The sequence below is a fragment of the uncultured Planktosalinus sp. genome (genome assembly GCF_963973675.1).
Lineage (GTDB): Bacteria > Bacteroidota > Bacteroidia > Flavobacteriales > Flavobacteriaceae > Planktosalinus.
This window is the reverse complement of the sequence record NZ_CAXBAN010000020.1, coordinates 1-13,372: the sequence shown is the minus strand read 5'-3', so window position 1 is coordinate 13,372 and position 13,372 is coordinate 1. Positions and strand designations below refer to the sequence as shown.

At 34.6% G+C, this 13,372-nt stretch carries 13 protein-coding genes; 2 read left to right on the top strand and 11 right to left on the bottom strand.

The annotated features are described in order from the left end of the window. From AACY61_RS01665 to AACY61_RS01615, 11 genes are all read right to left on the bottom strand, one after another. Positions 1 to 586, bottom strand: a 586-nt coding sequence (locus AACY61_RS01665; RefSeq protein ID WP_339609563.1) for a carbonic anhydrase, incomplete at its 3' end; no start/stop codon positions are given. Positions 587 to 1,011: 425 nt separating this feature from the next. Further along, the gene (locus tag AACY61_RS01660; RefSeq protein ID WP_339609561.1) at positions 1,012 to 1,311 is read right to left on the bottom strand and encodes a hypothetical protein; all 300 of its coding nucleotides are present in this window, start codon (positions 1,309 to 1,311) and stop codon (positions 1,012 to 1,014) included. A 76-nt stretch (positions 1,312 to 1,387) separates the two neighbouring features. Next, positions 1,388 to 2,137 (bottom strand): SH3 domain-containing protein, encoded by a 750-nt coding sequence (locus AACY61_RS01655; RefSeq protein WP_339609559.1) that lies wholly within the window; start codon positions 2,135 to 2,137, stop codon positions 1,388 to 1,390. Positions 2,138 to 2,145: 8 nt separating this feature from the next. Beyond that, positions 2,146 to 3,906, bottom strand: coding sequence for a BatD family protein (locus AACY61_RS01650; RefSeq protein WP_339609558.1), 1,761 nt, complete (start codon positions 3,904 to 3,906; stop codon positions 2,146 to 2,148). 92 nt (positions 3,907 to 3,998) lie between these two features. Further along, positions 3,999 to 4,805, bottom strand: coding sequence for a tetratricopeptide repeat protein (locus tag AACY61_RS01645; protein WP_339609557.1), 807 nt, complete (start codon positions 4,803 to 4,805; stop codon positions 3,999 to 4,001). Then, positions 4,802 to 5,842 carry a VWA domain-containing protein gene (locus AACY61_RS01640; RefSeq protein WP_339609555.1) on the bottom strand — a complete coding sequence of 347 codons (1,041 nt, stop codon included), beginning with the start codon at positions 5,840 to 5,842 and terminating at the stop codon, positions 4,802 to 4,804. Before AACY61_RS01640 ends, AACY61_RS01645 begins: the two co-directional genes overlap by 4 nt. Beyond that, positions 5,843 to 6,850, bottom strand: a complete 1,008-nt coding sequence (locus tag AACY61_RS01635; protein ID WP_339609553.1) for a VWA domain-containing protein — start codon at positions 6,848 to 6,850, stop codon at positions 5,843 to 5,845. Further along, entirely contained in the window at positions 6,847 to 8,493 is a 1,647-nt protein-coding gene (locus AACY61_RS01630; RefSeq protein WP_339609551.1) for a DUF4381 domain-containing protein, read from the bottom strand. The genes AACY61_RS01635 and AACY61_RS01630 overlap by 4 nt, the downstream gene beginning before the upstream one ends. A gap of 29 nt (positions 8,494 to 8,522) precedes the next feature. After that, positions 8,523 to 9,392, bottom strand: a complete 870-nt coding sequence (locus tag AACY61_RS01625) for a DUF58 domain-containing protein (protein ID WP_339609549.1) — start codon at positions 9,390 to 9,392, stop codon at positions 8,523 to 8,525. Positions 9,393 to 9,469: 77 nt separating this feature from the next. Further along, positions 9,470 to 10,474 carry a MoxR family ATPase gene (locus AACY61_RS01620; protein ID WP_339609547.1) on the bottom strand — a complete coding sequence of 335 codons (1,005 nt, stop codon included), beginning with the start codon at positions 10,472 to 10,474 and terminating at the stop codon, positions 9,470 to 9,472. A 139-nt stretch (positions 10,475 to 10,613) separates the two neighbouring features. Beyond that, the gene (locus AACY61_RS01615) at positions 10,614 to 11,393 is read right to left on the bottom strand and encodes a DUF4382 domain-containing protein (RefSeq protein WP_339609545.1); all 780 of its coding nucleotides are present in this window, start codon (positions 11,391 to 11,393) and stop codon (positions 10,614 to 10,616) included. 144 nt (positions 11,394 to 11,537) lie between these two features. Between AACY61_RS01615 and AACY61_RS01610 the strand changes: the two genes are divergently transcribed. Both AACY61_RS01610 and AACY61_RS01605 read left to right on the top strand, forming a co-directional pair. Next, entirely contained in the window at positions 11,538 to 12,299 is a 762-nt protein-coding gene (locus AACY61_RS01610; protein ID WP_339609543.1) for an SDR family NAD(P)-dependent oxidoreductase, read from the top strand. A gap of 37 nt (positions 12,300 to 12,336) precedes the next feature. After that, positions 12,337 to 13,372, top strand: a 1,036-nt coding sequence (locus AACY61_RS01605) for an ATP-binding protein (protein ID WP_339609541.1), incomplete at its 3' end; no start/stop codon positions are given.

The following is a 13,372-nucleotide window of genomic DNA, read 5'->3' as shown; positions in this document are numbered from 1 at the left end:
AGGAAGTTCTGTCTCCTTCATAATCTGTTTTTTCAACAACGGGCCTGATATTTGCCAGCAAGCCTGTTATATTTCCCAGCTCAACATCGTCAATTGCAGCCTTAACTGCTCCGCAATGTTCATGACCCATTACCAAAACTAGTTTTGAACCCGACACTTTGGTTGCAAATTCCAGGCCACCCAGTTGATCAACATTTGCAAAGTTTCCGGCAACACGGCCTACAAAAATATCACCTAAACCTCTGTTAAAAACGTCTTCTACAGGAACTCGGCTATCTATACAGGACAAGACAACTGCCTTTGGGTACTGACCCGAAACTGTTTTTCTTACATCTTCAGAATGGTCTCTTACGGTTAAATCGTTGTTCATAAACCTTTTGTTCCCTTCTTTGAATATTTGTAAAACATCATCAGGTGTTAATGCATCGCGTTCTTCTTTTGTTAAAAGTTTATTTGCCAGAGGTTCCTGGCTTACTTCTACTGTATCAAGTTCTTCTTGAATGTTTTCTTGATTTTGTGATTTGTCATTGCATGCTACCATTCCCAGCAGCATTAATGATGTACTAAATAATATAGCTTTTTTCATAATTTAAATATTTAAAATTAGTTTTAGTGTTTAATATTTTCGTTTAAAAATTAATAAATATTATAATATTGAATTGGTTTCGTGAACTGTTTTGCAAGGATTGCTTTATAAAGCCTATTTCAGACCTTGTAATCCTTGAAAAGCTGTATCCCAACCCGGCATAAAAGCGATTTCTGAGAATAAAGCTCGACCTCGGTGCTTATCCAAGAGTCTTATATTCAATAGTATAAAAGTGTTTTATTAAGGGTGTTTTTTCTTTTGATCTCTATAAAATCTATATCTATTTTTCATAAATATCCATAACAAAATAGTACAGAAAATATAAATTTAATCAAGAGAAAAGACTAGGTATTTTCAAAATTGCTGGTAAAATAATAAGTGTTCATCCAATCATTGTAAGCCCTAGATTAAATGAATATTAGAAATTATAATAATTCTGGTGGAGGAAGGTTTATATCAAAGTAAATAGTACTCCAGTTGGATTCCGTATTTTTCAACGTCTGTTTTGTGTTCAACTCAAAAAGACCCGAATCATTAGAGTACATTTTGTGAAATTGTTTATTCTCACTCTCCTCAATTACCAACTCAGAATTATTTTTCTCTTGCTCAGTATAAGAATGAATATAAGAAATATCAGTGGAATTATCAAAAAAAACAATAAAAAGAGGAGTTGCAAGATAAGCAACAAAGAGTATTGCAAAAAAAATGCTTAATAGTTGACGCATTTTGTTGAATAATTTTCAAGCAAAAATACACAAAGAAAAAAATAGAATTGTTAAGACAATATTAATTTTAAATACACTATAATTCTTTCAAATTCTTTTTAAGCATCCATCCGTCTTTACCATCAGCCAGCTTAATTCGAACCCAATCATCTTCCTCAGATAGGATTTCAACTTTAGTTCCCTCGTGAAGAACAAAAGAAATTTCGCTTCTGTTTAAGGGTTCACTTTGCACCTGTGTACTTTGAGCAAAAATTATTCCTGAACGATTGTTTACAAAGTTATTATAACTCTTATAGGAAATGTATAGACTTACAATTGCAAAAATCAAAACAATAAAAGATATCGAAAAAGAAATTCTTTTTTTTGATGATTTTCTTGAAAAAAAGTAGATTAGAAATAAAATTGAAAATACAAAAATCAAAAAAACAGTCATCCAGGCCCAGACATCAAATGAAAATGCAGCAATCGCATTATCAATCCAAGTAGAAATTAGATTCTTAGGAAGCGGTTCAATAATATCAACTGTTTGATTTTGAGCAATCGCTAAGTTGTTTTGAATATCAGAATCACCTGGCGCAAGCATTAATGCTTTTTCATAATAATAAATACTTGGGGCTATTTGATTTAATTTGAAATAGGCATTTCCTAAATTATAATACAATGCTGCAGAATGTTCTCCGGCTTCTAATATTGACATCCAGCTTTGGATCGCTGCTTCATAGCTGGCTTCTTTGTAAAAAGACTTTCCATCTTCAAAAGCTGAATTGTTTTGAGAGACCATACTGAAACTAAAAGTAATCAAAGCAATATAAATCAACTTTTTCATAACACCATTTAAATTTGCTTATCAATACTGGATATTACTTCAACAGACTTGTCATAATCAATTTGAATTGCTCCATCGGTGGAGGGTGAGTAGCGTGCATATTCACAGCTTTTCAAAATATTGATAAATTCGCTCGCTGAATCTTGTTTAACTCTTCTATCAAGTAAAACACCTTCAATTCGTTCTTTTGAAAAGTCAGATGTTTCAATCGAAAGTTTTGCTTTCAAATAATTGTGTAATGCACGTTCTAACGATTCATAAAATAATTTTTGATCGCCTCTGTTTTTCTTAGCTTCTGAAAGATATTTCTTCGCCAGTCTGTTCGCTTTTTTAAGTCGTTGTCCTTCTAAATCATTTTCTATTTCTTTTCGTTTTAACCCAACAAAAATGAAAATTGGGATAAGCAAAATGGGACCGGACATTAATGACCAAAAAAGTGGAGATTTAAAAAAGTGCGTTTGATCTATTGCTTTCAGGTTTGACTTCAATTTGATATACTTGAATTGCTCAGTGTTTAAAACAACGGGCTGCCTGTAAGGTAAAGATGAATTATTTGAAGGGTTTCCAGCTACAGGACCACCTTCTACTTGAATTTCAAAAGCTGAAGAAGTAAGGGTTTTATATGAATTTGTTTCCAGATCAAAATAGCTAAAGCTTAATGGGTCAATTGAGTAATTTCCCTGAAATTGTGGAATCACAGTATAATTTTCACTTACACTCCCTCTCATTCCTGAAAGTGTTGTGTTGACGCTTTCAGAATATTCCGGTTCATAAACTTCAAAAGTATTGGGAAGTGTAATTTTTGGGGGATTAAAGAGTTTTAAATTGCCATTTCCTTTAACTTGTACTATGAGTTCTAAAGATTCACTAGCGTCAAGTTTTGTCTTATTTGGTTTTACATCCAATTCAAATTTGCCAACGGCCCCCGAAAAATTTACAGGTTGCCCTTCAAGTGGTAGAGGTTTTACATCGATTGTTCTGGTTGAAGAAGTAAGTGTTCTATTGACGCGTGTCATAAAAGGACGCCCAAAAATATCACGTCTGTTTGTTCGCACCTCAACTTGAACATCAAGCGCCAAGGGCTCAATTTCAAGTTTACCTGATTTTTGAGGATATAAAACAGTGCTCCTTAAAATTGCATAGCGATAAGGCTTACCTTTAAATGTGCCTTCGTGTACCTGCAACTGGTTATTGTCAATGTTTTGACTCCAAAAGTCTGCATATTTAGGGCGATCAATTTCGCGCCAGCCACTAACTGAAGTTTCAGGAGAAACGTAAAGCTTGTAAACCACTGTGATGCCTTCGTTTAAATAAGGGTTTGTTTTTGAAATTTCGGCAACCAGGTGTATATCCCCTTGTGATACTATATCATTGTTATCGCCATTCTTTGGAGTGTCAACAGCTGAAACCACTTCTACATCTTTTGGAATAGTTTTATAAATTTCATCATCAATTTCAATGCTGGCTTGACCGATTGTAAAAGTCCCTTTTGCTGTTGGCGATAAAAAATAACTATATGTTTTTGAGTAAGTGCGCTTACCGTTAATCCACATATTACTTACAGATTGGTTGGGACCTGCAACCACCCTAAAACCATTAAAGCTTGGTGGTTGAAAATTATCACCATCCTGGTTCATCTCAAAATCAACACGCAGACGTTCATTTACTCCAAGCTTTTCCTTACTCACTTTTGCTTCAAATTTCACCTGTGCAGACAAAGAGCCCGCTAGTAAAAATAAAAGTGCTGTAACTAAGTATTTGGTTTTCATAATCATTAATTCACTTGCGAATTTAAAATTACTTTTAATTGATTGGTATTAATCTTTACTTAAAAATTTAAAAATAAATCTTAAAACTCTAATTACCAGTCTTTATCAGTTTTAACTTTAACACCTTTTTGTTTTTCAGCATTTATCTTGTCCTGAACCTTTTTTTCCTCATTATTCATAGCTTCAAGCAGGTTTTTAATTTGTTGAGGTGACAGTTTTCCTTCTACAGGTTGTGGTTTTCCTTGATCTTGCCCTTCTTTTTCTTCTTTTGGTTCACCTTCATCACTCTGTTCCGGGTTTTGATTTTCTTCTTCACCTTCGCCGGATTTGTCCTGTTTGTCCTGACCTTCATCACCTTGTTTCTGTTCCTCCTGATTGTCGCCCTCTTGCTCTTCCTTTTGGTTTTCTTGCTCTTGTTCATCTTCTTCACCTCCACCACTATCTCCGTGTTCTTCCAGCATTTTTTTTGCTAGTGCCAAATTATATCTAGTTTCATCGTCTTTAGGGTTATTTCTCAATGCGTTTTTATAAGCCTCTACAGCGGGTTTGTATTGCTTATCATTCATAAATGTATTTCCCAGATTGTGGTATATTTTGTGTTTTTCAGCTTTACTTTCAGCTACTTCTGCAGCTGCAATAAAACGCTTCGTGGCCTCAGGGTTTTTCTCTCTTTGGTAATACGCATTTCCAAGATTGTAATGTGCAGTTGTGTTTTTTGGATCTTTTGAAATTACTTTTCTGTAAGAAGCCTCGGCAGTGGCAAAATCTCCTTTTTCCATAGCAAGCTGTGCAGACCCAAGCAATTCTTTTATTTCTTGTTGTTCTGTCTGCTCTTCTTTTGATTGTGAAAAAACAAAAGAAACGCTCAACGTCAATATGAAAATTAATATGTATCTCATTTGGTTTTTTCATTAAAAAGGTTCAACTTTTCTAACCAAAAAGTTTTACGTTCCAAAAGGAAAATGTCAAGAAAAAGCAACAACAATGCACCCGCTAAAAACCATTGGTATTGACTTTTAAAGGCTGAAAACTGCATAGTTTCAAACTCTTCTTTATCAAGCTTATTTAAATATTCTTTAACCTCTTTAACTACCTCTGACGTGGAATCGCCATAAAGAAAGAGTCCATCAGTAGATTGAGCAATTTGTTTCAAAACTTCATCATCCATTTTGGTTATTACACGCTCTCCGTTACTGTCTCTGTAATATTCCTGTAGAATTCCATTTCTTTTGATGGGTATTGGACCTCCTGAAGGTGACCCTACACCTATTGTAATTACTTTAATTCCTAGTTCTGAAGCCTCCTTGATAGCGGTTTCAATATTTCCCTGATGATCTTCTCCATCTGAAATGATCATTAAAACCCTGCTTGTTTGGTTTTGTTCATCATAATAGGATTTTGACAATTCAATGGCCTCACCAATAGCAGTTCCTTGAGAAGAAACGATATCTGTATTCATAGAATTCAGAAACATTCGGGCTGCATTATAATCTGTTGTAATGGGTAATTGAGGAAATGCTGCACCTGCATACCCAATAATTCCAACGCGATCACCTCCCAGCGCATTTAAAAGTTGTGACACGAGCTGTTTTGACTTTTCAAGCCGATTGGGAGCAATATCTTCTGCCAGCATACTTTTGGATACATCCAGCGCAAAAACCACATCAACACCCTCACGTTTAACTTCTTCTTTTTGGGTTCCAATCCTGGGGTTAACAATTGCAATGATTAATAATATCAAGGCAACTATAAAAACAAGAAGCTTTGTAACAGATTTGAAGTTTGAATAAGCCGGACTTAATTTAAGCATCGCCTCTTGTTCTGCAAACTGCTTTTGAGTTTTTCGTTTCCAAAAGTATAGCAAAATAAATGCGAGCAACACAATAGGGATGATGCCTAACAAGTATAAATAATATGATGCTTCCAGTTGATACATTTAAATAAAACTTCTAAAAAGAGTGATTTTCAATAAAACCTCAATCAATAATAAACCTCCGGCCACTAATAAAAATGGACGAAATTTTTCTTCATAACTTGTGTACTGAAACTCCTCTATTTCAGTAGTTTCCAGTTTGTTTATTTCTTCATAGATTTCTTCTAATTTTGTTGTACTCGATGCTCTAAAATATAACCCACCTGTGAGTTGTGAAATTTCTTTTAAAAGTTCTTCATCAATTTCAACAGGTACATTGGCATATCTGAATGACCCGTTTGGGTTGATTGCTACAGGTGAAAGTGCCATTCCTGTTGTACCAAGGCCTATGCTGTACACCTTAATGCCAAACTCCAAGGCAAGTTCAGTAGCAATTTTTGGGTCAATTACACCACTATTGTTCACGCCGTCGGTTAAGAGAATTACCACTTTACTTTCTGTTGGACTATCTTTTAACCGATTTACTGCTGTTGCAAGTCCCATCCCTATTGCAGTTCCATCTTCGATTGCACCGCCATAAGAAATGTTTTCGATGGCATTTACAATTACATTTTTATCTGTTGTAAGTGGTACTTGTGTATAACTTTCACCGGCATAAATAACAATTCCTATGCGATCGTTTGGTCGCTCCATTACAAAGTCTGTAGCAACATTTTTAAGTGCTTCAAGTCGATTGGGTTTCAAGTCTCTTGCTAACATACTCCCTGATACATCCATTGCCATAACGATGTCTATACCTTCAGTTTTTTTAATTTTTGAAGTTGTATCAACATAACGCGGTCTAGCCATTGCAATAATCAGTAATGCTAAAGCTATGATTCTAAACAAAAACAATACAGGTCTTAATTTTGGCAGCCAGTTTGAACTTGTTTTAAATCCTTTTAATGTTGAAAGTTTTATGGAAGCCGTATTTTTCTTGTGTTTCCATAAAAACCAAGCTACAGCAACCGGCAGTGATAAAAACAACCAGAAAAACTCAGGGTTTACAAATTCAAATTGCAATGGGATCATCTTTTTTGTACTTCAATTTCAACCGAATTCAAAATTCGTTCTTTAATTTGTTGTGCATATAGGTCACCTTTTTCAATGACAATTAAAATTTCTTGAATGCTACCTCCGTGACTAAAAATGAGTAATTCATATTCACTTTTTTCATTTTTATATTTATTTTCTCCTAAACTGATGTTGAATTCTCCCGAAGCCTTTATGCCATTAATTCCGTTTTCAGTAGTAAAGGGTTCATCCATAACGATTAGGTTTGTTGCACCAGCCTCTTCTAACAACAACAGCTTTTCTTCTAGGATAGGCTCTAAAGCTTCTGGAGCTGTTTCTTGTGTTTTTGAACTTCCAATGTAAACATATATTTTTTCGCGGATGTCACCAAAAGTGAAAACATCTTCAGGGTTTTTAGAAATCATAAAGCCTTCATCGGGAGTTTTTCGAACCAACACTTCTGGTGTTTCTAAAATGACAGCAGGATAACCATACTCACTTTTTATCCAAGTTTTTTCTGCTAGAGAACGAGTATAATTTCCGAAAATGGTGTCTTTTATTTGATTAATTCCGAAGAGTACTGTAGCCACAGCTAGAGCTAGTATTAAAAAAGAGCCAATCCCTGCGCCAATTAAAAGCCGTTTTTTATTTCTTTTTTTCTTTTCGAGTTGTTCCTGGTAAAGTGTGTCCTGCAATTTTTCCTCTTCAGTTGGTTCAGGAATAGATTCATGTGTTTCTTTGATGATTTCTTCTATTTCAGCTCTGTCAAGTTGTGCTTGACCAGTCTCCATTTGCATTTTTGCAAATTTGATTAAATCGGCTCTTTTTAAAATGTTTTTCAGCCTATCAATTGTTTGTTTATCAAAATCCAGATGACCGGCATCTTTGTGCAGTTGTAGTTTTATTATAAGCTCATCTGTAGTACTTTCAAGAGCTGCTTCGTCTACTTCTCTGTCTAAATAACGTTTGACAATTTCGGTTAAACCGGAATAATAATCTTTAACTCTGCTTTCTTTCAGAAAATTGGAAGTGTCCAGTGTCTGAAGTGCAACTAAAGCTTCTTCAAATGGTGGTAATTGTTGTTTGGCTTGTTCAATTTTTTTCTTTTGCTTTAAAATTAAATAACCCAATAACACGAGTGTAAATAGAATGAGCAATGTCCAGAATAAGTAGTTTAACCAGTTAGATTTTACCGGCGGAACTTCTTTGGCTGGTTTGATATCAAACATTTTTTGTTTGAGGGTGTCTACTTCAACATCAAACACTTCTACCAATAAAGAATCTGTATAAAAATTTTGGTTATTGATGCTTATCGTTTGTGGCGGAATCACATATTTGCCGGAATCAAACTGTGTTAGGCCATACCTTTTGATTAAACGTGTTTTTTGTTCTTCAAAAATTGTATCTGTTGGATAGAACTCGATTACTTCCAGCGGCAAAAAACGTTGTCCTTCTGGAAACTGAACTGCATCAGTTGAATCTGAAATTACTTCAATTGTAAAATTAAATTCTTCACCAATTTTTATTGCTGTTGTGTCTAAAGTTGTATTTACCTGGGCAAATGATGTGAGCGAAAAACCAATAATAATCAAAAAAACAACTAGCTCTCGAATACCAAGAGTGTTGATTTTAAATAGATTTCTAATTAGCTTTTGATTCATTTTTATTAACTCTTTTAATCAACTTTTATTTATGCCCTGTTTTTAAAATAACCCAGCAACTTTTTGACATAGCTTTCGTCAACTCTGCAACTCATTGTTCCAGCACCGCTTTTTTGAAAAGTTTCCTGGTAAAATTTCACCTTTTCCAAATAGTATTTTGCATAACTGTTTCTTACTTTTTTTGAAGTTGTATCAACCAAAACAGACTCTCCGGTTTCTTCATCTTCGGCTAATACAACTCCTAGGTTTGGAATGTGTTCTTCTCTTTGATCATAGATGCGAATACCTGTTAAATCATGTTTTTTAGCTGCTATTTTAAGTGCGCTTTCATAATTCTCTTCAGTAATAAAATCGGAAATCATAAATGAAATTGCTTTCTTTTTCATCACGTTTGATAAAAATTCCAAGGCATTTGAAATGTTGGTTTTTTTGCTTTTGGGTTCAAACTCAATGAGCTCTCTGATAATTCTCAAAACGTGAGATTTTCCTTTTTTAGGAGGTATGTAAAGCTCTATTTGATCAGTAAACAAAGCAAGTCCAATTTTGTCGTTGTTTTGTAATGCCGAAAAAGCAAGTGTTGCAGCAATTTCTGTGATAATTTCATTTTTAAATTGTGGTGTTGACCCAAAAAACTCAGAACCACTGATATCAACCAGCAACATCAATGTAAGCTCACGTTCTTCTTCAAAGACCTTCACAAACGGCTCGTTGTATCGTGCAGTAACATTCCAATCAATATTTCTGACATCATCGCCAAACTGATATTGACGCACTTCACTAAACGTCATCCCTCTTCCTTTAAAGGTACTGTGATATTCACCTCCAAAAAGGTGATCACTCAACCTTCGGGTTTTAATTTCAATTTTACGTACTTTTTTTAGAAGCTCTTTGGTATCCATAATGGTTTATGATTCTAGCTTTTGACTGTTGGAATTTGAAGTTTCAAATCCACTTCATTCAATTTACTATTAACTGATTATGGTACTTCGATTTGATTTACAATTTTATTGATTAAATCTTCAGAGGTGATGTTTTCAGCTTCGGCTTCATAAGTAACACCTATTCTGTGTCTAAGTACATCATGAACTACAGCTCTCACATCTTCAGGAATCACATACCCTCTTCTTTTAATGAAAGCATAGCATTTTGAAGCTATTGCCAGGTTGATACTTCCACGTGGGGACGCCCCGTATTGAATAAGAGGTTTTAATTCTGAAAGATTGTATTTTTCAGGCGTTCTGGTTGCAAAAATTATGTCGAGAATATATTTTTCAATCTTTTCATCCATATATACTTCGCGTGCAGCATCCTGGGCTCTTTTAATTTGTTCTAATGTAACTACAGGATTAACTTTATTAAAACTTTCTTTTAAGTTTTGCCTGATGATGAGTTGTTCTTCATTCAGTTGTGGATATTTGATGACCGTTTTAAGCATAAATCGATCCACCTGAGCTTCAGGTAATGGGTAAGTTCCTTCCTGTTCAATCGGGTTCATTGTGGCCATTACTAAAAATGGCTTATCGAGTATATAGGTTTCTTCACCAATAGTTACTTGTTTTTCCTGCATGGCCTCGAGAAGAGCAGACTGAACTTTGGCAGGAGCACGGTTAATCTCGTCTGCCAATACAAAATTGGCAAAAATTGGACCTTTTTTTATACTGAAATCATTGAGTTTCATATTATAAATCAAAGTGCCAATAACGTCGGCAGGAAGTAAGTCTGGGGTAAACTGAATTCTGCTAAAGGTTCCATGTACGGCTTGTGACAACGTATTGATTGCAAGTGTTTTTGCCAAACCCGGAACTCCCTCTAAAAGGATGTGTCCTTGACCCAGTAACCCAATCAATAAGCGTTCAACCATGTGCTTTTGGCCAACAATTACTTTATTCATCTCTAAAGAAAGGATGTCAACAAAAGCACTTTCTTTTTCAATTTTTTCGTTTAATGCTCCAATGTCAATTGTTGCGTTTAAATCTTCCATTTTTATTAAGTTTTAGGGATGCTTTAATAAGGATGCAAATTGAAAAATTATCATCAGTATTGCTGTTAACAATTGGTTAAAAATAACAGTCAGTGCTAATTAGCACTGACTGTATAAAAGTTTTATTTAGTAGGTCTGCTTACAAAAGTTCAATAGTGCCCATTGTGGTAACATTTCCATTAACAACCTCAACATCTTCAATGACAATTATCTGAAATCCTGACGTTACTTCTGGTTCAATAGTCACCGTATATGTACCTTCAGGAACTCCATGAAGCACAAAATCACCTTGTGCATTGGTATAGGCAGAGATGGTGTTTTCGCTGTTTGAAGCAGATACAAGGGTTTGTACACCAAGAGGTAAAACCAGCCCGGAAATTGAACCAGACTCGGCTGCAGTACTAGCCCTGATAACGGGTTTTAATAAATAACCTCCATTTCCTTGTTCAACAATAGACTCTTCAACGTCAAAATCGAGCGTAAATTCATAAAGTATACCTGCTTCTAAGGTTTGATTTACCTGAAGCTTTAAACCTGATTGCTGTGCGCTGGGAGTTTGTAACGGAAAAGCCTCACCGTCAATAACAATTGAGTTTTCTTCTCCTAAAACAAGTCTCATTTGGGAGATTATGCCTGAAGGAATTTCTTCATCTGCCAGCAAAACACTTACGCCTCCTGTAAGTTCGAGTAAATCATACACACCGGCATTGATATTGCCAATTGTTACTTCTTCGCCATTCCCACCATATATTACTCTCACGTCTTGAACGTCAATATAAACATGTTCGTAATCACCCGGGGCATCTGTTAAGTTAACCATAACCCGAGATGCTTGATCTGAGTTTGAATCGTCATCACTACATGATGTAAATGCAAACACAAGAATGCTTAAAAAACTAATTTTTAAAATACTTTTCATAATTATTAGATTTAGGTTTATAGTATAACTTCATAAATAATAATCATGTATTTTTTTAACACTCATTAACGCAGTGATTAACTAAAATTAACTTCAATATGACGGATTAAAATGCTACATTTAGGTGCTAATCATGCTAATAATATGAATCAAAAAACTGCATTTATAACTGGTGCTACTTCAGGAATTGGTCTATCAACCGCAAAGGTTTTTTCAAAAAACAATATTCGGTTAATTCTTTGTGGCAGAAGAAAAGAAAGGCTGCAAGTCATTAAAAAAGAGCTCTCTAAATTTACTGATGTTCATACGCTTGTATTTGATATTCGCGAAAAAAAAGAGGTAATAAAAAACATACAAAGCCTTCCCGATTCATTTTCCAACATTGATATTCTTATTAATAATGCTGGAAATGCTCATGGATTGGATAATTTTCAAGATGGAAATATTGATGATTGGGATGCCATGGTAGATATCAATATTAAGGGGCTTCTATATGTTACCAAAGCGATTTTGCCGGGTATGCTAGAAAAAAACTCAGGTCATATTATTAATATTGGCTCTACGGCAGCAAAAGAAGTTTACCCAAAGGGCAACATTTATTGCGCAAGCAAAGCCGCCGTTGATGCCATTAATCAAGGGCTTCGTATTGACCTGAACGGAACAGGTATTAAAGTAGGTGCCATTCATCCTGGCTTGGTAAAAACAGAATTTAGTGAAGTGCGTTTTAAGGGTGACAAAGAGCGTGCAGATAAAGTCTATAAAGGTTTTCAACCCCTTTTAGCTGATGATATAGCAGACATTATTTTTTTCACTATAACACGCCCAAAACACGTCAATATAGCAGACCTGGTTGTGATGAGTATAGATCAGGCTAGCAGTACTATTGTCAATAAAAATTCCGAATGATTAACAAAAGCAAGCTTGTACAAGTACACAATCTACAATGATCAATAAACGCTTACTTATCAAAACACTTTTGGCTCATACCGATGAGTGTAGCTTTTATGACAAAAAATTGAAATTTGATTTAGGTAATAAAGAAGGAAAAGCAAAGTTTTTAAAACATATTTGTGCGTTGAGCAATTCAAACCCCAAAAACAATTCTTATATTATTGTGGGTGTTGATGACAGTAGCAACAAAATTGTTGGTGTTGATTTTTTTGATGACAGTAAAATACAAAACCTCGTAAATGCTTATCTTGAAAACGCCCCTTTGGTCACTTATGAAAACATTCCCTTCCCACATTTGCATGAAGGAAAAGTGGTAGGTTTGGTTACAATAAGACCAAATGATAAAATTACCTCACTTAAAAAAAATATTTGGAAATACTGGGGTGGCAACGTATTTTTTAGAGATGGGAGCATCTCTATGCCTAAAGTTTTTGATATTGAAATAAAAGATGTTAATTCGGCAATTGTTGATGAAATTGAAACCCACGCTAAAAACAATATCAAACTAACCCTGGACGGTGTCATGGATTTTGTTGTGAATCGTCATAACGACCTTGAAACCCATTATAAAGTTTTTAAAGAAATTTTTGTGGTTTGCTGGGCAGGAATTCCAAAAAAAGTTCACAATACCATATTCTATTCACGCGTAGATATAGAGTTGATTAATGAACAAGTGCGTTTGTTTTATTCGGCATTAGATGAAATAACCATTGAATTTTCTGAAAACTATTTTAAAATTGTTGAATATGTAAAACTGGGAGTACATAACAACATCAAATATTACCCACTGGAAGAACTCCTGCTAGTTTTCAATGAAAATGGTTCCTATAAAATTAACAGCAACCTTATTTTTCAACCCCCTCAGTTTAATAAAAAAACACTCTACCACATATACAACAGTAACAATGCACTTTTAGAAAAGCTCAAAAAAGAAATTCCATTTAACAAAAGTGAAGAGAAAGACATCAAAAACCTTCCTGCAACTTATTTACTATGTTATTTAAACAATTTTGAGGATGCAAAAACCA